Source organism: Streptomyces sp. NBC_01549, assembly GCF_026339955.1.
Lineage (GTDB): Bacteria > Actinomycetota > Actinomycetes > Streptomycetales > Streptomycetaceae > Streptomyces.
The window spans coordinates 6831972-6858309 of record NZ_JAPEPW010000001.1; the positions used below are offsets into that span (position 1 = coordinate 6831972).

The 26338-nt window shown below is 70.4% G+C and carries 19 protein-coding genes and 2 pseudogenes; 11 read left to right on the top strand and 10 right to left on the bottom strand.

All coding sequences use genetic code 11. The annotated features are described in order from the left end of the window. The first annotated feature begins 28 nt into the window (after positions 1 to 28). Positions 29 to 808, top strand: a complete 780-nt coding sequence (locus OG819_RS30455) for an oxidoreductase (protein ID WP_266622300.1) — start codon at positions 29 to 31, stop codon at positions 806 to 808. A 32-nt stretch (positions 809 to 840) separates the two neighbouring features. Here OG819_RS30455 and OG819_RS30460 read toward each other — a convergent pair whose 3' ends face one another. Further along, positions 841 to 1722, bottom strand: coding sequence for a LysR family transcriptional regulator (locus OG819_RS30460; RefSeq protein ID WP_266417521.1), 882 nt, complete (start codon positions 1720 to 1722; stop codon positions 841 to 843). A gap of 119 nt (positions 1723 to 1841) precedes the next feature. On the opposite strand from OG819_RS30460, the gene OG819_RS30465 reads away from it, so the two are divergent. The 5 genes from OG819_RS30465 to OG819_RS30485 all read left to right on the top strand — a co-directional run bounded on the left by OG819_RS30465 (position 1842) and on the right by OG819_RS30485 (position 7038). Next, on the top strand, positions 1842 to 2513 hold the full coding sequence (locus OG819_RS30465; protein ID WP_266634104.1) for a succinate dehydrogenase: 672 nt from the start codon (positions 1842 to 1844) through the stop codon (positions 2511 to 2513). Between the two features lies 1 nt (position 2514). Beyond that, positions 2515 to 4473, top strand: coding sequence for a fumarate reductase/succinate dehydrogenase flavoprotein subunit (locus tag OG819_RS30470; RefSeq protein WP_266622299.1), 1959 nt, complete (start codon positions 2515 to 2517; stop codon positions 4471 to 4473). Next, complete coding sequence (locus OG819_RS30475) at positions 4470 to 5219, top strand: succinate dehydrogenase/fumarate reductase iron-sulfur subunit (protein WP_266622297.1); 750 nt, start codon at positions 4470 to 4472, stop codon at positions 5217 to 5219. The genes OG819_RS30470 and OG819_RS30475 overlap by 4 nt, the downstream gene beginning before the upstream one ends. Positions 5220 to 5458: 239 nt before the next feature. Beyond that, positions 5459 to 6229: a GNAT family N-acyltransferase gene (locus tag OG819_RS30480; protein ID WP_266651784.1), complete on the top strand. Its 771-nt coding sequence runs from the start codon at positions 5459 to 5461 to the stop codon at positions 6227 to 6229. Further along, a complete protein-coding gene (locus OG819_RS30485; protein ID WP_266651786.1) occupies positions 6229 to 7038 on the top strand; it encodes a lysophospholipid acyltransferase family protein in 810 nt (269 codons plus the stop codon). The genes OG819_RS30480 and OG819_RS30485 overlap by 1 nt, the downstream gene beginning before the upstream one ends. Before the next feature lie 643 nt (positions 7039 to 7681). Here OG819_RS30485 and OG819_RS30490 read toward each other — a convergent pair. The 3 genes and pseudogenes from OG819_RS30490 to OG819_RS30500 all read right to left on the bottom strand — a co-directional run. Further along, positions 7682 to 9437: pseudogene (locus OG819_RS30490) on the bottom strand (ABC transporter); the annotation flags it as partial. 40 nt (positions 9438 to 9477) lie between these two features. Next, positions 9478 to 10521, bottom strand: coding sequence for an LLM class flavin-dependent oxidoreductase (locus OG819_RS30495; protein WP_266622293.1), 1044 nt, complete (start codon positions 10519 to 10521; stop codon positions 9478 to 9480). 82 nt (positions 10522 to 10603) lie between these two features. Then, positions 10604 to 11506: an SDR family oxidoreductase gene (locus tag OG819_RS30500; RefSeq protein ID WP_266622291.1), complete on the bottom strand. Its 903-nt coding sequence runs from the start codon at positions 11504 to 11506 to the stop codon at positions 10604 to 10606. Between the two features lie 353 nt (positions 11507 to 11859). On the opposite strand from OG819_RS30500, the gene OG819_RS30505 reads away from it, so the two are divergent. Beyond that, entirely contained in the window at positions 11860 to 12828 is a 969-nt protein-coding gene (locus OG819_RS30505) for an aldo/keto reductase (RefSeq protein ID WP_266651788.1), read from the top strand. Here OG819_RS30505 and OG819_RS30510 read toward each other — a convergent pair. Beyond that, a complete protein-coding gene (locus tag OG819_RS30510) occupies positions 12815 to 13045 on the bottom strand; it encodes a hypothetical protein (protein ID WP_266651790.1) in 231 nt (76 codons plus the stop codon). The two genes, OG819_RS30505 and OG819_RS30510, sit on opposite strands and share 14 nt — an antisense overlap. 127 nt (positions 13046 to 13172) lie before the next feature. Here OG819_RS30510 and OG819_RS30515 point away from each other — a divergent pair, with 127 nt between their 5' ends. Beyond that, on the top strand, positions 13173 to 14411 hold the full coding sequence (locus OG819_RS30515; protein WP_266622283.1) for an Ig-like domain-containing protein: 1239 nt from the start codon (positions 13173 to 13175) through the stop codon (positions 14409 to 14411). Here OG819_RS30515 and OG819_RS30520 read toward each other — a convergent pair. Further along, positions 14404 to 16260: a glycoside hydrolase family 9 protein gene (locus OG819_RS30520; RefSeq protein WP_266651792.1), complete on the bottom strand. Its 1857-nt coding sequence runs from the start codon at positions 16258 to 16260 to the stop codon at positions 14404 to 14406. The genes OG819_RS30515 and OG819_RS30520 overlap by 8 nt on opposite strands. Positions 16261 to 16808: 548 nt before the next feature. On the opposite strand from OG819_RS30520, the gene OG819_RS30525 reads away from it, so the two are divergent. Continuing rightward, the gene (locus OG819_RS30525; protein ID WP_323139371.1) at positions 16809 to 18743 is read left to right on the top strand and encodes a ricin-type beta-trefoil lectin domain protein; all 1935 of its coding nucleotides are present in this window, start codon (positions 16809 to 16811) and stop codon (positions 18741 to 18743) included. Between the two features lie 93 nt (positions 18744 to 18836). On the opposite strand, the gene OG819_RS30530 is transcribed toward OG819_RS30525, so the two are convergent. The 4 genes and pseudogenes from OG819_RS30530 to OG819_RS30545 form a co-directional block, all read right to left on the bottom strand. Beyond that, on the bottom strand, positions 18837 to 20090 hold the full coding sequence (locus tag OG819_RS30530) for a hypothetical protein (RefSeq protein WP_266651796.1): 1254 nt from the start codon (positions 20088 to 20090) through the stop codon (positions 18837 to 18839). 160 nt (positions 20091 to 20250) lie between these two features. Beyond that, positions 20251 to 21921: pseudogene (locus tag OG819_RS30535) on the bottom strand (IS200/IS605 family accessory protein TnpB-related protein). Positions 21922 to 22198: 277 nt separating this feature from the next. Continuing rightward, on the bottom strand, positions 22199 to 22912 hold the full coding sequence (locus tag OG819_RS30540; protein ID WP_266622277.1) for a DUF4232 domain-containing protein: 714 nt from the start codon (positions 22910 to 22912) through the stop codon (positions 22199 to 22201). Positions 22913 to 23137: 225 nt separating this feature from the next. Continuing rightward, positions 23138 to 24523, bottom strand: coding sequence for a serine/threonine-protein kinase (locus tag OG819_RS30545; protein ID WP_266651798.1), 1386 nt, complete (start codon positions 24521 to 24523; stop codon positions 23138 to 23140). Positions 24524 to 24569: 46 nt separating this feature from the next. Between OG819_RS30545 and OG819_RS30550 the strand changes: the two genes are divergently transcribed. Beyond that, positions 24570 to 25121 carry an RNA polymerase sigma factor gene (locus OG819_RS30550; protein ID WP_266622273.1) on the top strand — a complete coding sequence of 184 codons (552 nt, stop codon included), beginning with the start codon at positions 24570 to 24572 and terminating at the stop codon, positions 25119 to 25121. 243 nt (positions 25122 to 25364) lie between these two features. Then, a complete protein-coding gene (locus OG819_RS30555; RefSeq protein ID WP_266651800.1) occupies positions 25365 to 26303 on the top strand; it encodes a hydrolase in 939 nt (312 codons plus the stop codon). Positions 26304 to 26338: the final 35 nt, after the last annotated feature.

A 26338-nucleotide genomic window follows, 5' to 3' on the forward strand; every position in this document is an offset into this window, starting at 1 on the left:
ATCGAAGCAATCGAGGGAGCTGAGAAGGATGAGCACGGAACTCCAGGGCAGGACCGCCGTCGTCACCGGCGCGAGCAAGGGCATCGGACTGGCCGTCGTCGAGGCGCTGGCCGGGGCGGGCGCGACGGTGATCGCCGGGTCGCGCACCACGACGCCGGGTCTCGACGCGCTGGTCAAGCAGGGCCATGTCACCTGGGTACCGGTGGACCTGGCCGAACCCGGTGCCGCCGAGCGCCTCGTGGCGGCGACGGACGGCCGGCTGGACATCCTGGTCAACAACGTCGGCGCGGCCCCCGCCCGTATGGACGGTTTCCTGTCGGTGACCGACGAGGACTGGCAGCGCACGGTCGATCTGAACCTCCTCACGGCCGTACGGGCCACCCGCGCCGCCCTGCCCTTGATGCTGAGCGCCGGGCAGGGCTCGGTCGTGACGGTCGCCTCGGTCAACGCCACCCTGCCCGACCCGATGGTGATCGACTACAGCGCGAGCAAGGCCGCCCTGGTCGCCTTCTCCAAGGCACTGTCCAAGGAGGTCGGGCCCAAGGGCATCCGGGTCAACACCGTCAGCCCGGGCCCCGTGGAGACCGAGCTGTGGCTCGGCGGCGACGGGGTGGCGGCCACGGTCTCCGCAGCCGCCGGGATCACCCCGGACGACGTGGTCGCCCAGGTGTCCGGCGCCACGGTCACCGGCCGCTTCTCCCAGCCGTCCGAGGTCGCCGACCTGGTTCTCCTCCTCGCCGGCGACCGCTCCCGCAACATCACCGGCAGCGACTTCGTCATCGACGGCGGCTTCATCCCGACCTGGTGACGCACCCACCCGCCTCCGAAGCCCCGGCTCGGTCAGCGTTCCAGCAGCATCCGCTGGAGTTCGCGGGCCGCCCGGGGCGGAGCCACGTCACTGCGGTGGGCCAGGGCGATGGTGCGGTGGAGTCCGGGACGCGCGAGCGGTGTCACCCGCAGGCCGCGCCCCGAGCGCGTCGCGACCATGCGCGGGACGACGGCCACACCGAGCCCCGCCCTGACGAAACCCAGCACCGCGTCCATCTCGCCGCCCTCGACGGCGAAGTCCGGTTCGAAGCCCTCGGCCCGGCAGGCGGCGACGGTCAGTTCCCGCAGGTCGTAGCCGTGCCGGAACATCACCAGGCGTTCACCCTCCAGGTCGGGGATGCGCACGGTGCGGCCGGTGCCCGGCGCGGGCGCCTCCGGTGACGACACCACGACCAGATCCTCGCGCAGCAGCTCCACCGTCGTCAGCGCGGGGGAGGGGGCGGGGAGCGGGAGGACGACCAGGGCGAGGTCCAACGCGCCGCGCGCCAGTTCCCGTACGAGATCGTGGGAGCCGCCCTCCTCGATCAGCAGCCGGATACCGGGATAGCGGTCGTGGAAGGCGCGCAGTACGTCCGGGAGCAGGCCGGTGAGCAGGCTCGGCGTCGCGCCCAGGCGGACCCGGCCGCTGCGCAGCTGGGCCAGTTCCTGCACCTCGTGCCGGGCCGTGTCGGCGTCGGCCAGGATGCGCCGGGCCAGCGGCAGCAGCGCCTCGCCCGCGTCCGTCAGCGTGATGTTGCCCCGCGCGCGGAGAAAGAGGTCCGCCCCCAACTCCCGTTCCAGCGACTTGATCTGCTGGGACAGGGACGGCTGGGCGACATGGACCAGATCGGCGGCCCGGGTGAAGTGCCGGGTCTCGGCGACCGCCACGAAGTACTGGAGCTGCTGGAACTGCATGCACCCATCATAGGCGTCGGCTATCGAAACGAGCCGGACCATGTCTTGGACCGATCGGCACCCGCGGCCCTAGCTTCTGACACATGGCTCTGGCAACGCGGACGGACCGACGGCCGTCCATGGCACGCACCGCGTGGGACAGCACCGTCGGCAAGAAGACAGTGATGGCGGTCAGTGGCCTGATCATGCTGCTGTACCTGATCGCCCATGTGTACGGCAATCTGAAGATCTTCTTCGGGGCGAGCGATTTCAACCACTACGCCCACTGGTTGCGCACCATCGGTGAACCCGCCCTGCACTATGAGTGGGCCCTGTGGATCATTCGCGTGGTCCTGGTCGTCGCGGTCGTGGCGCACGCCATCGCCGCGTACCAGCTGAGCCGCCGCGACATCAAGGCGCGCCCCAACAAGTACGTGCACAAGAAGCCGCGGGCAAGCTACGCCACGCGCACCATGCGCTGGGGCGGGATCATCCTCGCCCTGTTCATCGTCTGGCACATCCTCGACCTGACCACCGGCACCGTGCACTCCGGCGGCTTCCAGGAGGGCCACCCGTACCAGAACGTCGTGGACACCTTCTCCACCTGGTACGGCAACGTCATCTACATCGTCGCGATGCTCGCCCTCGGCCTGCACATCCAGCACGGCATGTGGAGCGCGTTCCAGACCCTCGGGGTCGGCAGCCGCACCCGCGACCGCGCCCTGAAGACCACCGCCAATTCCGTTGCGCTGCTGATCACGGTCGGGTTCATCTGCCTGCCCGTGGGCGTCATGACCGGAGTCGTGAGCTGACATGACTGCTTCCGCCGAATACACGGACTACACGACCGGTGAGCCGGTCGTCGACGCCAAGGCCCCTTCCGGCCCGGTCAACGAACGCTGGGACACCCGCCGCTTCGAGGCCAAGCTCGTCAACCCCGCCAACCGCCGCAAGCACACGGTGATCGTCGTGGGCACCGGTCTCGCGGGCGGCTCGGCGGGCGCCACGCTCGCCGAACAGGGCTACCACGTCGTCCAGTTCTGCTACCAGGACTCGCCCCGCCGCGCCCACTCGATCGCCGCCCAGGGCGGCATCAACGCGGCGAAGAACTACCGCAACGACGGCGACTCCGTCCACCGGCTGTTCTACGACACCGTCAAGGGCGGAGACTTCCGGGCCCGTGAGTCCAACGTCCACCGCCTCGCGCAGATCTCGGTCGAGATCATCGACCAGTGCGTGGCCCAGGGCGTGCCGTTCGCGCGGGAGTACGGGGGTCTGCTCGACACCCGTTCCTTCGGTGGTGTCCAGGTGTCCCGCACCTTCTACGCCCGCGGCCAGACGGGCCAGCAGCTTCTACTCGGTGCGTATCAGGCGTTGTCGCGGCAGATCGCGGCCGGCAACATCGAGATGCATCCGCGCACCGAGATGCTCGACCTGATCGTGGTCGACGGACGGGCGCGCGGCATCGTGGCACGGGATCTCATCACCGGCCGGATCGACACCTACTTTGCGGACGCGGTCGTCCTGGCCAGCGGTGGCTATGGCAACGTCTTCTATCTCTCGACGAACGCCATGAACTCCAACGCCACCGCCGTGTGGCGGGCGCACCGGCGCGGTGCCTATTTCGCCAACCCCTGTTTCACCCAGATCCACCCGACCTGTATTCCGCGGACCGGCGAGCACCAGTCCAAGCTCACCCTGATGAGCGAGTCGCTGCGCAACGACGGCCGTATCTGGGTCCCGAAGGCGAAGGGTGACACGCGTCCGGCGAACGAGATCCCCGAGGACGAGCGCGACTACTACCTGGAGCGCATCTATCCGTCCTTCGGCAACCTGGTTCCGCGTGACATCGCCTCCCGTGCCGCGAAGAACGTCTGTGACGAGGGCAGGGGGGTGGGTCCGGGCGGACAGGGTGTCTACCTGGACTTCGCCGACGCCATCGGGCGGATGGGCAGGGCGAAGGTCGAGGAGAAGTACGGCAACCTCTTCGACATGTACGCCCGGATCACCGCCGAGGACCCCTATACCGTGCCGATGCGGATCTACCCGGCCGTGCACTACACGATGGGCGGGCTGTGGGTCGACTACGACCTGCAGACCACCGTGCCCGGCCTGTTCGCGATCGGCGAGGCCAACTTCTCCGACCACGGAGCCAACCGTCTCGGTGCCTCGGCCCTGATGCAGGGCCTGGCCGACGGCTACTTCGTCCTGCCGTCCACCATCAACGACTACCTCGCCCGCAACCCGCACCACGTCGACGTGACGGACGAACACCCCGCCGTCCAGGAGGTGCTGGCCGAGACCGAGGACCGGCTGCGGCTGCTGCTGGCCGTCGACGGCGACCGCACCCCCGACTCCTTCCACCGCGAACTCGGTGAGCTCATGTGGGAGTTCTGCGGCATGGCCCGCACCGAGACGGGCCTGCGCAAGGCGCTCGAGCGCATCCCGCAGATTCGCGAGGAGTTCTGGCGGCGCATCAAGGTCCCGGGCACCGGCGAGGAGTTCAACCAGTCCCTGGAGAAGGCCAACCGCGTCGTCGACTACCTCGAGCTCGCCGAGCTCATGTGCCTCGACGCGCTGCACCGGTCCGAGTCCTGCGGCGGTCACTTCCGTGAGGAGTCCCAGACCCCGGACGGCGAGGCGGCCCGCAAGGACGAGGAGTTCACCTACGCCGCGGCCTGGGAGTTCACCGACACCGGCGCCGCACCCGTCCTGCACAAGGAAGACCTGGTCTTCGAGTACGTCCACCCCACCCAGCGGAGCTACGCATGAAGCTCACCCTGCGCGTCTGGCGCCAGAAGAACGCCGACGCCGACGGAGCGATGTCCACGTACGAGGTGGACGACATCTCGGCCGACATGTCCTTCCTGGAGATGCTCGACACCCTCAACGAGGAGCTCATCCTCAAGGGCGAGGACCCCGTCGCCTTCGACCACGACTGCCGCGAGGGCATCTGCGGCGCGTGCAGCCTCGTCATCAACGGCGACGCACACGGGCCCGAACGCACCACCACCTGCCAGCTGCACATGCGGTCCTTCCAGGACGGCGACACGATCGACATCGAGCCATGGCGCGCCTCCGCCTTCCCCGTGGTCAAGGACCTCGTCGTGGACCGGTCGGCCTTCGACCGGATCATCCAGGCCGGCGGCTACATCACCGCCCCGACCGGCGCCGCGCCCGAGGCCCACGCGACGCCCGTGCCCAAGCCCGACGCCGACTTCGCGTTCGAGCACGCCGAATGCATCGGCTGCGGTGCCTGCGTCGCCGCCTGCCCCAACGGGGCCGCGATGCTCTTCACCTCGGCGAAGATCAACCACCTGAACGTGCTGCCGCAGGGGGCGCCCGAGCGGGAGACGCGGGTGCTGGACATGGTGGCGCAGATGGACGAGGAGGGCTTCGGCGGCTGCACCCTCACCGGCGAATGCGCCACCGCCTGCCCGAAGGGGATTCCGTTGGTCTCCATCACCGGGATGAACAAGGAGTGGCTGCGGGCGACTCGTAAGTCGGGACGCCGCTGAGGTCACCTGTTCACACAGCGTTCGCCGGATCTGTGCGGACGAGCGGGGCCGGGAGTGGTGCTCGTTCCCGGTCCCGTCTCACATCCGGGGGAATCTCCTGGCATTCAACATCCCCACATCCTGGCTCCTGGCACAGGTCACGCGCACGCCAACCGGCATCGGAAGAACAGGAGCGCGCGGGCCGTACCGAACCGGTCTGCCGCCGCTGTGCCGAACCGGCCCGTGACCAGGAGAGTGCCATGACCGGCGTTTCCACCCTCGACAGCCCCCCGCAGCCCCTGGCCCCCACCCGCTACACCGTCTCCCTCGCCCGTTCCGAGGCCGACGTCCAGGCCGCGCAGCGGCTGCGGCACGACGTCTTCGCCGGGGAGATGGGCGCCCTGCTGACCACGCCGCAGCCGGGGCTCGACATCGACGCCTTCGACGCCTACTGCGATCACCTGCTGGTCCGTGACACGCTCACCGACCAGGTCGTCGGCACCTACCGCCTGCTGCCCCCGGAGCGCGCCGCGATCGCCGGCCGGCTCTACTCGGAGGGCGAGTTCGACCTGACTCCGCTCGACGCGATCCGTCCGGGACTCGTGGAGGTCGGGCGCTCCTGCGTGCACCCCGACCACCGCGACGGCGCGGTCATCGGCCTCATCTGGGCCGGGATAGCCCGCTACATGGTCGAGGGCGGCCACGAGTGGCTCGCGGGCTGCTGCTCGATCCCGCTCGCCGACGGCGGCGCGCTCGTGGCCGGAACCTGGGACCGGGTGCAGGCCAAGTACCTGGCACCCGAGGAGTACCGGGTACGACCGCTGCTGCCCTGGACCGCCGAGGGTGCCACCCGCGAGCCCCGCACCGAACTGCCCCCGCTCCTGCGCGGCTATCTCCGGCTCGGCGCCTGGGTCTGCGCCGCGCCCGCGCACGACCCGGACTTCGGGGTCGCGGACCTGTTCGTGCTGCTGTCGATGCGCCGGGTCAACCCGCGCTATCTGCGGCACTTCCTCTCGCTCGTCCCGGCCTGATGAGCGTCTGGCTGCCCAGCGCGCCCTGCACCCCCAGGGCGTGCGTCGAGCCGACGGGGTCCGCCACGGCCGTACCACGGGCCGTGCTGCGGCTCGCGGCGGTCCTGGTCGTGGTCGCCACCGGGGTCGTGCTGTTGCCGTTCGGCGGGCAGATCCCCGCCGAAGTGGTACGGCGCTGGTGCCGGGCGATCGTACGGGCCGCGGGCGTCCGCGTCCGGATCACCGGCCCCGCCGCACCCACCGGCGGGCTGCTGATCGTCGCCAACCACATCTCCTGGCTGGACATCCCTCTCCTCGCCGCCGTCCGGCCGGCCCGGATGCTCGCCAAGTCCGAGATCCGGCAGTGGCCGGTGGCGGGACCGCTGGCCGCGCGTGGCGGAGTGCTGTTCATCGAGCGCGACCGGCTGCGCACACTGCCGGGCACGGTGGCGCGGATCGCCGGGCTGCTGCGCGACGGGGCGGCCGTCGTGGCCTTCCCGGAGGGCAGCACCTGGTGCGGCAGGGCGCAGGGACACTTCCGGCGGGCCGTCTTCCAGGCCGCGCTCGACGCGGGGGTGCCGGTCCAGCCGGTGCACATCCACTACCGGCTGGCCGGGGGAGTGGCGAGCACCGCGCCCGCCTTCGTCGGGAACGACTCGCTGCTCGCCTCCCTGTGGCGGGTGGCCTCGGCCCGCGGACTGGTGGCGGAGGTCGAGGTACGGCCCACGCTCGCGCCGGGCAGCCACCCGGATCGACGGGGCCTGGCCCGCGCGGCGCAGGGCGGGTTGCATCCCCAGGGCGCACGGGCGTCGGTCCCCGTACATCGCTGACGTATCAGGACAGGGCGACCTGGAGGGACAGGGGCCGGTGGCCGGCGGTACGGGGCTACCGGCCCCCGGCGAGCACCCGGGCGAGATACGGCGCCGTCGTGCTCCCCTGCGTCCGCGCCACCTCGGCCGGGGGTCCCGCGGCCACGATCCGCCCGCCCGCGTCCCCGCCGCCCGGACCCAGTCCGCGCCCCCGACCACCGAACAGGGAGCGTAGGTGCTCGGCAGGGACAGCAGCTCCACGCTCACGAACCGTTCCTGTGGACTGAGCGGGATTGAGCCCGATCAGCCGCACGCCCCGAACGGTCTTGGGCGCTCCCCCACTGCCTTAAGGGCGTGGGAGGTACCCCCAGGTCCCCGGCGTACTCAGCCCCGGGGCGGCGACACGCATCCTGTGCGTGGTCCGATCCCGGGAGGCCGGTTCCCTGTGCGACCTGGCCATGTGGGCACGGCCAGAGGCGACGGGGAGGCCCCGAACCATCACTCCGGTGGAGCGGGGGCCCCGCACGCTGGCACCACACCCGGCGTCCCAGATCGCACGGCGACGCTAACCCGGACGGCCCAGGGCACCGCAAGCCCGCGAGCCGACCATCACACGATCGAGTTAAAGCGGCCCTGTGTGCACTCCTCGGCGAACAGTCGCTAACCCCTCGCCCTGGCAGGTCTCGCAGCGTCTGCCCGCGACGTTGAAGGAGAAGCGCCCCACCCCGTAGCCGCGCCTTCGCGCCTCCTCCGCCCTGGCGAAGACCTTGCGCACCACATCGAAGAGGCCCGTGTACGTGGCGAGATTCGAGCGCGGGGTACGGCCGATGGGCTTCTGGTCGACGGAGACGAGCCGTCCCACTCCCTCCAGTTCCTCGGTCACCTCGCCGATGAGGGTGGACTTGCCCGAGCCGGAGAGGCCCGTGACGGCGGTGAACACACCGAGCGGGAACGCGGCACTCACCTCGCGCAGGTTGTGGCGGCTCACCGGACCCACCTTCAACTGGCCTTGTGGGCAACGGACTTCACGTTCCGGCGCCGCGGAGCGGTCGAAGAGGAAGTGGGCCGTGGCCGACTCCTGCACCCCGGCGAGCTCCGCCACCGGACCGCTGTGCAGCACCCGCCCGCCGTGCTCACCCGCCCGCGGACCGACGTCGACGAGCCAGTCGGCACCGCGGACGACATCCAGATGGTGCTCGACCACGAACACCGAGTTGCCCGCCGCCTTCAGCCGGTCCAGGACCGTGAGCAGGGCCTCCGTGTCCGCCGGGTGCAGACCCGCGGACGGCTCGTCGAGCACGTAGACGACACCGAACAGACCGGAGCGCAACTGCGTGGCCAGCCGCAGTCGTTGCAACTCGCCGGCGGAGAGCGTCGGGGTGGCCCGGTCGAGGCTGAGGTAACCGAGGCCGAGTTCGACGACGGGGGCGATCCGCGCCCTGAGGTCGTCGGTGAGGACACGGGCCGTCTCCCCCCGGGGCTCCAGGGTCCCGGTCAGCTCGGACAGCGGCAGCGCGGCCAGTTCGGCGATCGTACGGCCGTCGAAGGTCACGGCCAGCGCCTCGGGACGCAGCCTGCTGCCGCCGCACACCGGGCACGGGGCGCTGGTCAGGAACCGCTCGGCCCTCGCCCGCAGCGTCGGACTCTTCGAATCGGAGAACGTCTTCATGACGTAGCGCCGGGCGCTCATGTACGTGCCCTGGTAGGGGCGTTGGATCCGGTCCGCGTCCCGCACCGGATGCACGGTGACGACCGGCTGTTCGTCCGTGAACAGGATCCACTCCCGCTGCTCGGCGGGCAGCTCGCGCCACGGCCGGTCCACGTCGTAGCCCAGCGCGTCGAGGACGTCGCGCAGGTTCTTGCCCTGCCAGGCACCGGGCCACGCGGCGATGGCGCCCCCCACGGATCGACAGCGACGGGTCCGGGACCAGCGACTCCTCGGTCGTACGGTGGACCCGGCCGAGACAGTGACAGGCCGGGCAGGCCCCGGCGGCGGTGTTCGGCGAGAAGGCGTCCGAGTCGAGGCGTTCGACGCCCCGCGGATAGTCGCCCGCGCGTGAGAACAGCATCCGCAGGGAGTTGGAGAGGTTGGTGACCGTGCCGACGGACGAGCGCGAGGTGGGCGCCGAGCGGCGCTGCTGGAGCGAGACAGCGGGCGGCAGCCCGGTGATGTCCCCCACCTTCGGCGCCCCGACCTGGTGGATCAGCCGCCGCGCGTACGGCGCGACCGACTCGAAGTAGCGTCGCTGGGCCTCCGCGTAGATCGTGCCGAACGCCAGCGAGGACTTGCCCGAGCCCGAGACCCCCGTGAAGACCGCGAGGACATCGCGCGGAATGTCGACGTCCACACCCTGGAGATTGTGCTCGCGGGCACCCCGCACACGGACGTACGCATCATGGCGGCCGTGCGGGTCGGACATCGACGGGACTCCTGGGGGGCTCGGGGCAAACCCCACGATTCTAGTCCTCGGTCAGTCCCGCGACCCGGGCGAGCCCGCGGAAGGAGTCCAGCAGGGCCTGGCGGTCGTACGTACTGGTCGTGACCAGCACCTCCTGCGCGCCGGTCTCCTCGATCAACGTCTCCAGCTCGTGCTCGACCTGCTTCTCGGTGCCCGAGATCTGTCCCGCGAGCGCCGACTCGTAGAAATGCCGCTCCTTGCCGTTCATCGCGAGGTCCTCGACCCGCTCGGCGGGCGGCAGCGGCGGGAACGTGCCGTGCGTGCGGGAGTACGCCATCGACCAGGCCTCCGGGAGGAGCAGCCGCCTCGCCTCCTGTGGGGTCGCGGCGACCGCGACGGCACCGGAGACGACGACGTACGGCTCCGCGGCCCAGACGGAGGGGCGGAACGTCGCGCGGTAGTGGTCGATCCCGCGCCGCATCTTCTCCCGGTTCCTGATGTCCCCGATGACCAAGGGCAGGCCCGCCCGCGCCGCGATCGTGGCGCCCTCGTTCAGGGCGAGCACGAAGGGCGGCACGGTCAGCCCCTCCGCGGGGCGCGCGTGCACCCCCGCCGACGACGGGCCGCGGAACCAGCCGAGCAGCTCGTCGAGCTGCCCCGCGAAGTCGTCGGCGACGTCCTTGTCCCGCCCCAGCGCCCTGCGCACCCCGTCCGTGAAACCGACCGAACGCCCGAGCCCCATGTCGATCCGCCCGGGGAACAGGGACTCGAGCACACCGAACTGCTCGGCCACGACCAGGGGCTGGTGGTTGGGCAGCATCACCCCACCGGTACCGACCCTGATCTTCCGGGTGGCGGCGGCGACAGCGGCGGCCAGCACGGTGGGCGCCGACCCCGCGACCCCGGGCACGCCATGATGCTCCGAGACCCAGATCCGGTGGTATCCGAGCCCTTCCAGCTCCTGGGCCAGCCGCACGGTGTCCCGCAGGGCCTCGGCGGCGTCGTGCCCCTCGCGGGTGCGCGAGCGGTCCAGGACGGAGAAACGCGTCGCGCCGAGACGGGAGTCCCGTCCCCGCGGAGCTGCGTGATCGAGTGGACTCGGCATGGTCCTTCGGATGATACGGACCTCGCGCCGCATCGGCCGTCACAGGGCGTCGCGGGAGATGGTCGCAGGACCGGGGGCTCGCTCAGTCCTTGAAGTAGTGGCCCGCCTCGAGGTCCGGGACGAGTGCGGGGTGCTCGGGGCGCCATCCCAGCAGCTTCTGGGTCAGGGCGCTGGAGGTCGGGTTGTCCAGGGGCACGACGGCGGCCAGAAAGCCGAAGTGGCGGCTCGCGTCCTCGGCGGTGACACCCGCGACCGGTAGCTTCAGCCGGCGGCCGATGAGCTCGGCGATGTCACGGAAGGGCACACCCTCGTCGGCGGCCCCGTGCAGGATCGAGCCGGCCGGGGCGGCTTCCAGCGCCAGCCGGAACAGGTGCGCCGCATCGAGCCGGTGCACGGCGGGCCAGCGGTTCGATCCGTCGCCGACGAAGGCCGACACACCGGTCTCGCGGGCGATGTCGATCAGGGTCGGGACGAAGCCCTTGTCGCCCTCGCCGTGCACAGTCGGCGAAAGCCGCACGACCGACGCGCGCACCCCGCGCGCGGCCAGGGCCATCGTCGCGTTCTCCGATGCGATCCGGGGCGCCTGCGACCCGGGATCGGGCGCGACCTCCTCGGTCCCGAGGCGGCCCGGCGCCATCATGGTGAGCATCAAGGTTCCTGAGGTGACCACGAGCGGCCTGCCGGTCCCTTCGAGCGCCGCGCCGAGAGCCTCGACGGCACGCAGATCCAGCTTGCCGTTGGCGACGTAGTCCGAGAAGTCGTGGTTGAAGGCCAGATGGATGACGCCGTCCGCCGCGGCGGCACCGTCGTGCAGACTGTCCGGATCGTCGAGGGCGCCGCGGTGCACCTGGGCGCCGACGGCCGTCAGCGCCGCGGCGGCGGTGTCCGAGCGGGCGAGGCCGACGACCTCGTGGTCGGCATCGAGGAGTTCACGAACGACGGCGGAACCGATGAATCCGGTGGCGCCGGTGACGAATACGCGCATAGTGCATTCCTTCGACAAGACGAACGACAAGACGAACAGGGGCCGGCCCGGTGCAGGACCAGGGCGGTGATTCCACCCTGCGCGCGCGGAGCGCTCCGGGTCCAAGACCTGTTCCGCATCCGGCGATACGTCCGAGGCATCACCACAGCTCAGACGCCACCTAACAGCCATGCCGCCACGGATTCCACCCGGGCCCGCCGACCGTCGTACGAACCCCTCGGCGGCAAGTACCGCGCCGCGCTCCGCGACTAAGCGAACGGCGATCGGGAATGGCTTTCCCGGAGCTCTTGTCGGCGGCTCGCCGCGGGCGTGTCGGCGGGAGCCCTTCCACCCCACGGAAAGCAGGAGTGAGCATGCAGTACGTGAAGCTCGGTTCGACGGGCCTGGACGTGTCCCGGATCTGCCTGGGCTGCATGAGTTTCGGGCTGCCCGACCGGGGGCCCCACGAGTGGACGCTCGACGACGAGGGCGCCCGCCCCCTGATCCGCCGCGCGCTGGACGCCGGGATCACCTTCTTCGACACGGCGAACGTCTACTCCGACGGCACGAGCGAGGAGATCGTCGGACGCGCGCTGGCGGAGTTCGCGCGCCGCGACGAGATCGTCATCGCCACCAAGGTGAACGGCGCGATGCACGACGGTCCCAACGCGCGCGGCCTGTCCCGCAAGGCCGTCATGACGGAGATCGACAACAGCCTGCGCCGCCTGGGTACCGACTACGTGGACCTCTACCAGATCCACCGCTTCGACCCCGCCACTCCCGTCGAGGAGACGATGGAGGCCCTGCACGACGTGGTGAAGGCAGGCAAGGCCCGTTACATCGGCGCGAGTTCGATGTACGCGTGGCAGTTCTCCAAGGCCCAGTACACGGCCCGGCTGAACGGCTGGACGCGGTTCGTGTCCATGCAGAACCACTACAACCTCCTCTACCGCGAGGAGGAGCGCGAGATGCTGCCGCTCTGCGCGGACCAGGGCGTCGGCGTACTGCCCTGGAGCCCGCTCGCCCGCGGCCGGCTCACTCGAGACTGGGACGTCAGTACCGAGCGCAGCCGCACCGACGAGTACGGCAAGCGGCTCTACCAGCCGGGCGACCGGGAGATCGTCGACGCCGTCGCCCGCATCGCCGCCGAGCGCGACATCCCGCGCGCCCGGATCGCCCTCGCCTGGCTGCTGCTCCGCGACACGGTGACCGCGCCCATCGTCGGTGCCACCAAGGTGGAACACATCGACGACGCGGTGGCCGCCCTCGACGTGGAGCTCTCGGAGAAGGAGATCGAACAGCTGGAGGAGCCGTACACGCCGCATGCGATCAGTGGGCACTGATGCGTGGCGCGGGGGTCTTTGAATCCACAGCCGCCTGACGTCGAAGGCCCCCCGCCCGGCCCCCGTGTCGCCCCGCCGCCCGCACCGCGGTCGCCCTGGTCCCGCCCCCGGGCGGGCGCTCGACCGCGGTGGCGGCGGGGATGTCGAAGAAGCCGATCACCACGGCCTCCGGTGCCGCCACCGCCCCGCCCTCCACGACGAGATCGCCCTCGTCCACGGAGACACGAACGGCCGTACCACCGCCCCCGGCGGCTACGCCCGGGCCTCGTGCCTGCGACCGAGCCGCGTACCCGCCGGACCCGTACCTCCAGCCCCGTCCCTGGAAGACTCGTAAGGATTTTCGCGTGAACGACGATCGCAGCCGCCGCACCTCCGGGACGGCGACCGCCCGGCGGCTGGGCAGACGCTCCGTCCTCGCCGTCATCGGCGCCGGTGTGGTCAGTGCCTGTACGTCCGGCAGGCCTGAGCCGAAGAAGACGCCCGACCAGGCTTCCGTGTCGGCCGTATCCACCGCCCGCGTCACGGTCACGCCCAAGACCGGCACGGCGAACACAGCGGTGGTGGGCACGCTCTCCGTCTCCGTCCGCAGTGGCAGCCTCACCTCGGTGACGGTCACCGCCGAGGACGGCACCCGGTTGTCCGGCGCGTTCTCCGCCGACCGCACCCGCTGGACACCGTCCGGCAGGCTCTCCCCGTCCACCAGGTACTCGGTCCGCGCCGTCGCCATCGACAGGACCGGTCGCGAGGCGCTGGCCAACACCATCTTCACCACCGTCGCGCCCGAGGCCACCCTCGTCGCCCACTTCACCCCCGAGGACGGCTCGACCGTCGGCGTCGGCATGCCGGTCTCGCTCACCTTCGACCACGCCGTCACCGACAAGAAGGCCGTCGAGCGGGCGGTGACCGTGACCTCCACGGCCGGAGTGGAGATCGCCGCCCACTGGTTCGGCGACACCCGCCTCGACTTCCGCCCCGAGAACTACTGGCCCGCGGGCACCAAGGTCACCCTCTCCCTGCGGCTGCGCGGCGTCGAGGGCGCGAGCGGCCGCTACGGCGTCCAGCACAAGGACGTCACCTTCACCGTAGGCCGCGACCAGACCAGCCTGGTCGACGTCGAGAAGAAGACCATGGTCGTACGGCGTGACGGCCGCGCGGTACGCACGATCCCGATCACCTCCGGATCGCCCGGACACACCACCTGGAACGGCAGGATGGTGATCTCGGAGAAGTATCCGCAGACCCGCATGGACGGCTCCACCGTCGGCTTCGGCGGCGAGTACGACATCCCCGACGTCCCGCACGCCATGCGTCTGACCACCTCCGGCACCTTCGTCCACGGCAACTACTGGTCGTCCGCCGCGACCTTCGGCACGCAGAACGTCAGCCACGGCTGTGTCGGCCTGCACGACACCCAGGGCGCCAAGGACACCGGCACGCCCGCCTACTGGTTCTACGAGAACTCGCTCGTCGGTGACGTCGTGGAAGTGGTCAACTCCCACGACGACACCGTTCAGCCCGACAACGGCCTGAGCGGCTGGAACATGAGTTGGACCCGGTGGCGGGCGGGGAGCGCGCTCAGCTGAGGCGTCCCGAGAGGCCGCCCGCGCAGTCGTCCTCGGCCGCGTAGGCGGCCAGCCACGCCAGGGGCGCGTTCCAGTTGATGGCCACCTCGTTCGTCGAGTACGAACCGATGTCGTCGATGTAGCAGGCCTGGGGCGCGCAGCCGGGCAGGTGCTCCTGCGCGACCGGGTCCTGCAGCCCGCTGTTGGGGCCGCCCGCGAGGGAACCCGCCGGCGGGTGCGGCAAGGAGGCGTCGTACTGGTGCGCCCAGAAGCGGTGATGCTGGTTGTCGGAGTACCGCTCCCCGTATCCGGTCACGTACGACTGGCCCAGGGCGTTGCGACCCAACAGGTAGTCCATCGACTCCAGCACTCCGGCGCGGTAGCGCGGGTCCCCGGTCAGTTCCTGGGCGGTGGCCATGACGATCGCGTTGTCGGTGACCGCGCTGTTGGAGCCCCAGACGTAGCCGGTGGCGGGGATCGGGACGGCGTATCCCTGGCCGGCCATGGTGGACAGATAGCCGTCCGCGGCCGCGGTCACCGAGGCGCGCACCCGCCTGAGGTCGGACGCGGGCAGCCCGCCCCGTACGGTCGCCAGCGTGAGCCTGCCCAGGGCGGCGGTGTCGGCCCAGCTGAAGCCGCCGGGCGTGAAGGCGTTCGCGGCGGTGTGCCAGGGCGAGGAGGTCACCGCGTCCCGGTAGGCGCGCTCACCGGTCGTGGCGTACAACTCGGCGGAGGCCCAGTAGAACTCGTCGCCGACCTGGGTGTCGCCATAGGCCCCACCACCGGTGCTGTCCGAATCCGGCGCGTACATCGCGGGGTTGGCCCGCGCAGCAGTCCAGGCCTTGCGGGCGGCGGTCAGACACCGGTTCGCGAACGCGGTGTCGTAGGGCCGGAAGACACGGGCGCACTGGGCAGCCGTGGCCGCCAGGTTGAGGGTGGCCGCGGTGGACGGCGGGTGGAGCTCGCGCGGCTGAGCGTCCTGTTCGGGCCGGGTCGGCAGGCCGGTCCAGGCGGCGTCATGGACTTTGTGGAACGCCATTCCCGCGTACGGTCTGCCGTCCGGCACCTGCATCCGCATCAGGAAGTCGAGCTCCCAGCGCGCCTCGTCCAGGACGTCGGGCACTCCGTTGCCGCGCTCGGGAACGCGCAGCGTCGAGTCGCCGAGCGCGGACGCGGTGCCCGCTCTCTTCGCCCGCTCGAAGGAATTGACGAGCAGCCAGGTGGAGATGCCGCCGTTCACGACGTATTTGCCCTGGTCTCCCGCGTCGTACCAACCGCCCCTGACGTCCTGCTTGTAGTCGCACACCCCGGACTGACAAGGCACGTTCGTGTCCCCCTGGTTGGGGGCGACTCCGAGATGCCCGGCGGGCCGCGCATGGGCGGAACCCACCAAGGAGGCTTCGATCGGTATGCCGCTGCGCTGGTGATAGAAGAAGGCCAGCGTGTCGGAGCGCAGCCCGTCGTAGAGGTCCGCGCGAATGTCGAAGGGATCGCTGACCGTTCCGTCGGCGATCAGGACGTAACCCGAACCGGTCCGTCCGTACGAGGAGAAGTCGGCGACCTGCGTGGGTTGCCCAGAGGCCGCGTCCGTGCCCCGGTCGACGGTCGACCCCGTGGCGACCACCTTGCCCGAGGCGGCGCGCAGCTGCCAGGTGAGCGGCTGCGCGGCGGAGGTGACCACGGTCGCGCGCTTGGGGCCGTCCGGCAGATAGCCGACTTGGTTGACCTGTACGGCTGTTGTCGCCGTGGCGGCGGCGGAAAGCCCCGTCGCGGAGGGGGCGGTCGCGAGACCGCCGACGAGTAATGTCCCCGCGAGCAAGGCGGCCGCCAGGCGTTTTTGGCGGCTGCGGGGCAACGGGAATGCGGACATGAGCGGCTCCCAGCGGGTGAAGTGAATCCTGTGCCGTGGCCACGAGAGGGTGGACGACGGAGAATGGGAGCGCTCCCAATATCGAGCATTGCATGGGCATGCCAGACCGTCAACGGGTGGGTGAGCGCTTTTCCGCCCTTCGGCGGCCTGGTGGGGGGCTTGTGTGCGACCGCTCGACCGATGGTCGTAGGGGATTGCGAATTCCCTTTGTGGGGCCCTTGGTTGACGTTTGGTCAATAAGCTGGCGCTCGACGGAAAAGGGAAGGTGACGAGATCTCTTGTTTCGGCTCAGCGCACTGTGCAAAGGTGTGCGTTGTTGGCGTGCAGACAATTCGCTTCCTTCTGTACGCGCACGGTGTGCCCGCGCGCCCCTCGCTTCAAAAGAGCTGTCGCAGAGGGTGTTCGCGGTAACAACCCCCCATGGGTAGTCCCTCCGCTTCGACGGGTGGGCTACATACCCATTGGTATGGACTAATTCCTGCGTTACCTTTGGGAGGAAAGCGGACGTGAATGACGCGGTACTGTCTCATTCCCCTATGCCCGGTCGTTTGTTCGAGGTTTCGGATGAGAGGCTCGCGGCAGACCTGAAGAAGAGCTCGGGGAACACGCCCGCGCACCATCCCGTCGGGGAACTCCTGGACCGCCACTGGGAAGCGGTCTTCGCCTACGCGCGCCTGTGCACCAACGGTGTGCGTCCCGCCGGAATGCTCACCACGGCCGCTTTCACCCGGCTGTTCGGGGAATCGCTGCGGCAGACCGGGCCTACGGCCGCCTGGCGGCCGCAGTTGCTGGTCACCGTACGGCGTATGACCGCCGAATGGCTCGGAGACCAACGGCGGGAGATGCTCCACCCCGAACTGCTGGCCGATTCCGACAGCCGCGACCGCGTCATGGCACGGCTTCTGCCGCCCGAGAACAGACGGCAGTTGTCCCGCGCATTCCAGCGGCTTCCCGAGCCCGCCCGCTGTCTGCTGTGGCACACCGAGGTCGAGGCCGAGCAACTGGCCGTACCCGCCGGGCTGTTGGGCATCAGCGAGGACGGCGCCCTCGTGGAACTGCGGCGGGCCCTGGAACGCCTGCGCGAGGGCTGCCTGGAGATCCACCACGAGCTGGCCCCCGAGGAGGAGTGCCGCCGCTTCCACCGGATGCTCGACGTGTCCCTGCGCCGCGGCGGCGTCGGCCTCGACGCCGACCTCAGCAGACACATGGGCCGATGCCGGCACTGCCGTGACACCGCCGACCAGTTGAGCCGGTTCGACGGCGACCTTGCGCTGCCGCTGGCCGAGGCCCTGCTCGGTTGGGGTGCCGCGGCCTACCTCGACTCCCGTCCCGGCCGCGTCGACGCGATCGTGGAAGTGACGGAGGTCCCGGACACCGTCCCGGCCGCGCACAGAATCCCTCCCCTCCCCAGCCACCCTCCCCTCCTCCCCGACCACGCCCCCCTTCCGCCGAGCGAGCCCCCGCGCCCCGCACGGCGCAGCCGCGCTTCCGGCGACTCCCGACCCCCGACACACAGGGCACCCCGGCGCTCCCCGCGCCGCAACAACATCGCGCTGGCCGCGCTGACCGTGAGCGGAATGATCCTGGTCCCACTGGTCTTGTGGGTCACCCAGAACTCGGACGGCGCGCCGGGCGTGGCCGACGCCACCGGATCCTCGGGCTCGCCCAGTTCGGGCCCGGCCAAGGCGCCCGGATCGAACCCGTCCTGGATAGGCACCGGCGACACGTCCAAGGGTGGCGTGCGCGGCCGGCTGCGCAACACCGAGACCGGGTTGTGCATCGGCATCGTAGGCAAGAAGCCCGCGAAGGGAATGGAGACCACGCTCACGTCGTGCTCCTCGGCGGCGAGCCAGGAATGGTCGTACGAGGACGACGGGCTGTTGCGCGATCTGGCCGCCCCCGACCTCTGCCTCGACTCCCACCTCGGTTATTCGGTCCAACTGGCGCCCTGTATCGGCGAGTCGCAGCCGGGCACCAAGTACGTGCGCTACGACTTCACTCTCCAGGGCACGGTGGTGCCCCGCTGGAACCAGGACCTGGCTCTTACCCCGGCCTCCACCAAGGGCGAGGCGTCCCTGGTCCTCAAGGTCCGCAAGGAGGAGTCCGACCAGCACTGGACGATGGACGCCTCGTCGCCCTCGCTCCAGATGGAGGCGGTCAACTGGGACTCCGCCGGACAGACGAAGACGTCGTCGGGCCACGCCTCTTCCGAGGCGTCGAAGACACCGTCGCCCAGCGTCCCCAAGTCCTCGCCCCGGCCCTCGGCCGAACCGTCGACGCCCGCTCCGGCCCCCTCGGCCTCGTCACCCGCCCACGGCTGCTCCCCGTACTACTACTGTGCGCCACCGAGCGGACAGTACGGCGGATCCGGTGATGACTACGGATACGGCTACGGCGGCTATGGGGACGGCGGTTACGGGGGATACGGCGGCTACGGCGGCTACGGCGGTTACGGAGACGGCGGCCAGGGCGGCCACCACTGACCCGTCCGGGACGGTCACACCGACTGCGGCCAGGCCACCCGTTCCTGGCCGCAGCCGTGTTCCTGGCCGGAGTCGTGTTCGCGGCCCGAGTCGTCAGGAACTCGCCGCGGCCGACGGCGAGGCCGGCGTGCCCAGGAACTCCGCCCAGCCGCCGAGGGGCGACTGCCCGGGGTCGAGGGTGCGCAGCTTGCGCAGAACGGCCGGGTCCTGGGCCTCCAGCCACTGGACGAGCTGGCGGAAGGAGACCAGGCGCACATCGTCGTGCCCGGCGATCTGCTCGATGGCCTGTTCGACCGCGTCCATGTATATGCCCCCGTTCCAGCGCTCGAAGTGGTTGCCGATGAAGAAGGGGGCGCGGTTGCTCTCGTAGGCGCGGCGGAAGCCGGCGAGGTAGCTGTCACGGGCCTGGGTGCGCCAGGCGTCGTACATCGACTTGTCGCCGAGCGGGTTGGCGTTCGACTGGTTGGCCATCAGGTTGTAGTCCATCGACAGGACCTGGAAGGAGTGGCCGGGGAAGGGTATGGACTGCAGGGGGAAGTCCCATATCTTGCCGCCCTGGACCTTGCCCGGCCACATCTGCAGGCCGCCGGAGCTGCTGGCGTCGTACTTCCAGCCGAGGGCGGCGGCGGTCGGCAACAGGTTGGACTGGCCCTCCAGACACGGGGTGCGGCCGCCGATCAGCTCCTTCTCGTAGTCGAAGGGCAGCGGATCGAGGTCCGTGAAGCCGGTGTTCGTCTTCCACTCGGTGACGAACTTCTTCGCCTGCGCGATCTCGCTGCGCCACTCGGCGGGGGACCAGCGGCGCACCCCGTCCGCGCCGCAGAAGTGACCGTTGAAGTGGGTGCCGATCTCGTGGCCCTCCAGCCACGCGGCACGGATCTGCTGGATCGTGGAGTGGATGTGCCGGTCGGAGAGATAACCGATCGCCGAGGCGCCCACGGGGTGCTGCGGCGGGCTGTAGAGGTGCTTCTTCGACTCGGGCAGGGTGTAGATGCCGCTGAGGAAGAACGTCATCGACGCACCGTGGTCGGCCGCCACCTTGCGAAAGCGGGAGAACAGCTGGTTGCTGAGCTCGCCCGCGCCGTCCCAGGAGAAGACCACGAACTGCGGCGGGCGCTCACCCGGCTTCAGCCGCTCGGCTTTCGGCTGCTTGGGCTGGGCCCCGGTGTCGGCGGTGGAGCCGTCGCCGATCAGCTTGGGCCGGGGGGACTTGTGGCTCGTGTCCCCCTTGGCGTCGCTGCCCACGGACCAGTCGTTCGCCGAGCACGCGGAGAGCGCGCCCAGGCTGCCCAGCGCGCCCGCCGATGCCGTCGCGGCCAGCAGACGCCTGCGTGAGATACCAGTCATGATGAACCCCCGATGTCCTCGATCCGGCTCCCGCTCGAGGGCGGGAGTTTCCGTTCCTGTGACGCGCCGCTCTGCGGGGTGCGTCACACGGTGTGATGCGCGGATGTTCGGGAAGGGTCGCCGGAACCGGCACGTGTTGCTGTTCCGTGACAAACCGTTCCTAGACACTGAGCGGGAGTGAGTCCTGTTGCCAGGAGCGCTCCTTCTCGGTGGCCTTGCCCCGAACGGTGTGGGGCAGGCTGGTCTCCCGCTTTCGCTCCACGGCCGGTGACGCGCATCGTGTGCGTGGTCCGGGTAGGTGGGGGCGGGTTTCCTCACGCCTTCGGGTGTCCGGTCGGGCCTGGTCGGTCCGATGCCCCTGTACGTCGCTCTGGTGTGCAGGGGGCGGTGCCGTCCTCCCCCAGTGCCTTAAGGGCCTGGGAGGTACCCCCAGCCGGATCGGGTGTCCGAGGGCGCGTCGCCCGGTCGCGATGCTCGCGGCATCGTGCCGGGTGGTCTTGCGTCGTGGGGTGGTCAGAGGTTTCTGCCAGTACTGGGCGCCCCACCGGCTGGTGTAGGCCGGGTCGACCGCGACGATCGCCACGTCCTGCTCGGCGGCCATCGAGATGAGCTGTGCCTTGAGCTTCGCGGTGGGGAAGCGGGAGAGTGGGCGGCGGAAGCGTTTGTTGCGGCCGTGCTTCTCCCGGCTCTTGCCGTCGGTGAAGTCGAGGTCCTCGACGGCGATGGCCATCGCGCCGCTGCGACGGGCGAAGTGCAGCAGTCGGGTCAGTGCGTGCCGGAGCTGCGCGTCCCGGTGGTCTACGCCGCCGGTCAGGTCGTAGAAGAAGCGCTGCGGCTCACCCACCGGGTTGCCGTGCATGTCGAGGCGCCAGGCCGCCAGGTGGTCGTCATTCATGTCCACCCCGACGACACCCTGGGCGAGAACCCCCTCCAGGGGCAGCAAGCGGGCGGCGGCGCGCTGCCAGGACGCCGTCACGTATCAGCGGCCACGCGTCACGTCGTAGTGGAGGCGGTAGGCTACCGCCCGGTCAGCTGAGATCCGGTCGAGCCACTCCTGGCCCCGGTGCGGGAATGCCACCGTCGCGTCCAGCGCGTACCGGCGGTGGGGTGCGTTGGCCAAGTGCGCCAGCGGGGCCGGGAGCTTGATCGAGATGTGCCCGGTGTCGGTGATGCGGATGGTCTCGTTACCGAAACGCTTGCCGGACTCCCCGTCGGCGGCCAGGAACATCCGGGCAGCCTCCCAACGCTCCCGCCACGCTCGCTCATTCAGCCCGGTCTCGCCCAGGTGGTGACGGGTGTTCACCAGGCGCCCGCCACCACGCACCACATGCACCCGGCCCGCAGCCGAGTCCGCCTCCACCGCCGTCAACCGGTGCTTCAAGGCATGGAGGCGGCGGAACTTAGCATGCCACTCACCCCGCGAGGCATACCCGCGACGCACTCCTGCACGTTTGTCGGTTTTGGCGCCCAGAGGGCGGTCCAGCCGGGCCTCGATCTGTGAGATCTGCGTGCGCAGCCAGCCGGTGTGGGCGGCCTGGCCACGCCGGGCCACCGCCCACTGGTCATGCGTGGCCTTGGTGACACTGCCCGCCCAGCGCGACGACGAGCGTCCGGTCAGTTCCCGCTTGCGCACCGCCCACGACGCGGCATCATGCGCCAGGCCCTGCCGGGAACGAACCGCAGGATCGGCCGAGGCCAGCGACCCCAGAAAGCCACCGACCTCACGCAGCACGGCCTCGTCCTGCTCCGACACCCGCAGCCGGTCCCGGATGGCCACCCCGGCTGGGCCGGGCACCATGAAAGACGCCGCCAACATTCGTACCTCGCCCACCCGCCACCTCCTTGCGGCCTGGCCATCCCGTTACGGGATTTAACGATCGCCACTTGGAGAGGTCACCCATTCGACCGAAGAACTTCCGTTCCCTTTGTGTGAGGGGCTTGTGCCCCACAGCACGGCATGACAGTTCCTGCAGGCGGACTGCCCGACCCAGCCCGCACTCATCAACCCTCACCAGCGCTCACCACAATTCGGTACGCCTGCGACAGTCCCCCACCCTGCCAACTTCGTGATATACGGCGGGCACAGGGGAGAGCGGGGTCCGGTGGAGTCAGACGCCGTTGCCCGTGCGGACGACGGTCAGGGACACGGAAGAGGAGTTTCCCGACACGGGTACCGCGCCCCCCTTCCACGCCACCTTCAGCGGGTCCCGCTCGTCGGGCGGGGTGACGACCAGCGTGGCGGGCGTCGCCGTCTTCGCCCCGCTGATCTCCGGGTTCGAGAACGTCAGGCCCGCCCACGCGCTCTGCCCGGGGGCCAGCGTGACCGTGGTCGGCGTGTCGGCGGAGCGCTTCGGGTCGGGCCCGAGCTGCTTGCCGGACGTGTCGAGGAACGCCGCTCCGGGGTAGCCGCGCAGGGTGCAGGTGCGGAGGGAGCCGTTGGTGAGGACGACGGGGAAGTTCTCCTGGCCCGCGCCCGGGTCGTTGACGCCCACCGACACGCGCAGTTCGGAGGTGTGGCACCGGGTGCTCGACGCGCTGTTTCCGGTGCCTGACGAGGTGGCGGACGACGACTTCGAGGCCGACGACGACGTCGTGGCGGAACCGCTCGGGGCGGCGCTCGTGCCGGAGGAGTCCGCGGTCGCGTCGCCGGAGGCCGGCTGGGCCGCGCCAGGCAGCTTCTGCGGGGTGCTCGTCGTGCCCTTTTCGGTGCCGCAGGCCGTGAGCAGGCCGAGCAACGCGACACCCGCGACCAGCGCTGCCCTGCGGGCGGGGGAGGACGTACGGCGGACGGGAACCGCGTCGCCGGGCCGGAAGGTCGCCATGTCAACACTCCTTGGAATTCACCGCACGCGCCCTGACTCGGCGTGCGAACGGCGCTCTGTGCTCCGTCACCCGTGTCCGATGCACGGGGACGCGAAATGGTTCGCGGACGGCACGCCGCATCTCCGCGGAACCCGGAACCCGGAACGGGGACCGCGATCCGGGCCTGCGCGCCTCTCGGAGGCTTCTCTCTCGGAAGCCTCCCTTTTGTCAGTATCTCCTCCAGGTCACCCTCTCGCCCGTACGGAGCCGAGCACCCGGTCGGTCGTCGCGGCGCTGCCGGCGGCCTGGCGGATCTGGACGTACAACTGTGGCTGCCGGTTCCCGCCCGCCTGGACGAGCCCCGCCTCAGTGAGCGAGCCGTGGCTGCCCGGACAGGCGCTCCAGGTCCGGATCAGCCCGTGCCAGCGCGCGCCCGTGTAGGTGCGGCTGCCCTCGTAGTGGCAGTCGGTGTGGGCGATCGTCCCGACCTTGCCGCGGACGTCGCCCTGTTCGCTCAGGCCGACGAACACCCCGTCCACGCCCGAGCCCAGGTCCTGCCACTTCGCCAGGTCGTCCGCGACGACGAGACCGGGTTCGTGCGTGTCCGACAGGCCCACGGTCCGTGGATTCCACCCGGAGTCCCTCAGTTGGCGACCCCACCCGCCCAGAACCTCGACCGAGAGCTGTCCGGAGGCGTCCGCGACCGTCACGGTCGGGGCGTCGGACCGCCGGGTCACGAGGGCGGTGGTCACACCGGCAGCGCCGACCACGACCGCTGCGGCCACGGCCACCAGCACGGTCCGCCGACGGCGCCGGGGCACACGGACCGTCCCCATCGACACCTGCTCGGCCAGCCGCTCCAGCTCCACGGCCAGGCTCAGCGCCGTGGGCCAGCGCCGCTCTCGGTCGGGCTCCATGGCGCGCAGCAGCGCCCGCTGGACGTCCGGGGCCAGATCCGTACGGAGCCGCTCGGGTCGTACGACCTGGCCGGGCGGCCCGGGCACCGATCCCGTGACGAGGTGGTATCCGAGGGCGCCGAGGCTGTACACATCGGCCCGCGCGTCGATCCCCGAGCCGGGCTGGGCCTGCTCGGGCGGGGTGTAGCCCGCGGAACCGGCCGCCATCGTCAGCCCGGAGGCCTGCGCCAGGCTCTTGGCGAGCCCGAGGTCGGCTATCAGGACCCGGTCGGCGCCGCCGGACGAGGTGCGCAGCAGCACATTGGACGGCTTGATGTCCCGGTGCACGATCCCGGCCTCGTGCAGGGCGGCCGCGCCCCGCGCCGCGAGAGCCGTCAGGCGCAGCGCCTCGGCGATGGGCAGCGGCCCGGCCTCGATCCGGTCGGCGAGGGTGCCTCCGTCGGCGTACTCCATGACGAAGTAGGGCCTGCCGTCGGGGAGCTCACCGATGTCGTAGACCTGGACGACCCGGTTCGAGTCGGCCTTGCGCAGCAGCCGGGCCTCGGAGAGGAATCGTTCCCGGACGTCGAGGTGGTCGACCCAGTTGTCGGACAGCACCTTCAGGGCGACGACGGCCTCGAGTACCTCGTCATGGGCGAGCCAGACGACGCCGAAGCCACCCGCGCCGAGGCGCCGGTCCAGACGGTAGCGGCCGATCCGCTCGAGGGAGTGCATGACACTATGATGCCTGGCCTCTGATCGACACCGAGGGGAGCACCCAGTGCAGGACGCGGCAGCGACCGAGGAGCTCGCGCTGCGCGCGGCCGCGGGCGATCCGGAAGCGCTTGACCTGCTGCTCCAGCGGATCCGGCCGGAGGTCGTGCGGCGCTGCGGACGCTTCCTGCCCTGCCGCGAGGACGCCGAGGAGGCGGCACAGGACGTCCTCCTCCAGGTGGCGCGGAAGATCACCTCCTTTCAGGGGCGCAGCCGGTTCAGCACCTGGCTCTACACGGTCGTCGCCAACTGCGCCCGTCAGAAGTACCGCGAGCTGAAGCGGCGGGCCGCCGAGCAGCCGGACGTCATCGACGCCTCGCAGCATGTCGACCCGCGCACCACCAGCGTGATCGCCGGTTCACGCATCGACCTCCTGGAGGCGCTGGAGCGCCTGGAGCGCGAACATCCGCACCTGGTCGCGCCCTTGGTCTACCGGGACATCTGCCAGCTGGAGTACGCCGATGTCGCCGAGCGTGTCGGCATTCCGCTCGGCACGCTCAAGTCCCGGCTGCACGAGGCGCGCAGGCAGGTCAGGCCCTGGCTGGTGGACGCGTCCTGACGGAGTGTCCGCCGTCCGCTGCCGTCAACGGCCGCGAAGCGTCGACTGGACTGAATCCGGCGCCGGTTGTAGCGCATGGTAAGAGGTTGATGATAAGTGGCGGCAGGGTCTCGCGGCGGCCGTGATCTTGTCTGTACTGTCCACCGTTGTGTCGAACGGCAGTCGTTCAACGGCCGTTCTACGCGCGCAGATCGGCGCCCCGCACCGCATCTTCCCCCGCCCCCACCCATGGAGGAATGCCGGATGCTCACCCCCACAAGGCCCCGTCAGAGACTCGCCGTCGCCCTCACCGCGCTCGGCGTGCTGCTCACGGGAGCCGCGCTGCAGACGACCACCGCCGCCCCCGCGCACGCGGCCACCACCCACCGTGTCCTGTTCGACAACGGCCACGCGGAGACGGCGGGCAACGCCGACTGGATCATCTCCACCAGTCAGCCGAACCCGCTGAGCGAGGACTCCTCGCCGTCCTCCGAGACCGACTGGACCGGCGCGCTCTCCTCGTGGGGCGTGGCCCTGCAGAAGACCGGTGACTACAGCCTGGACACGCTGCCTTCGGGCTCCAAGCTGACCTACGGCGGCACCTCGGCCACCGACCTGTCGAACTTCGACACGCTGGTGCTGCCCGAGCCCAACACGCTCTTCACGACGGCCGAGAAGACCGCGATCATGACGTTCGTGAAGAACGGCGGCGGGCTGTTCATGATCTCCGACCACACCGGCTCCGACCGCAACAACGACGGCTACGACGCGGTGAAGATCCTCAACGACTTGATGACCAACAACAGCGTCGACTCCACCGACCCGTTCGGCTTCTCCGTCGACTCGCTGAACATCAGCTCAGGCTACCCCGCGGCGATCAGCGACAGCACCAACGCCGTCCTGCACGGCTCGTTCGGCACCGTCACCAAGAGCCTCTTCGCCAACGGTACGACGGCCACGCTGAAGCCCGCCGACAACTCGGCGGTCAAGGGCCTGGTCTACCGCTCCGGTTACTCGGGCAACACCGGCGCCTTCTTCGCCACCAGCACCTTCGGCAGCGGCAAGGTCGCCTTCTGGGGCGACAGTTCGCCCATCGACGACGGCACCGGCCAGTCCGGCAACACGCTGTACGACGGCTGGAACGACACAGGTGCGACGAACGCCGCGCTCGCGCTGAACGCCACCGAGTGGCTGTCTTCGTAAGCGAGTCGAGCGAGTCGAGCGAGTCGAGCGAGTGA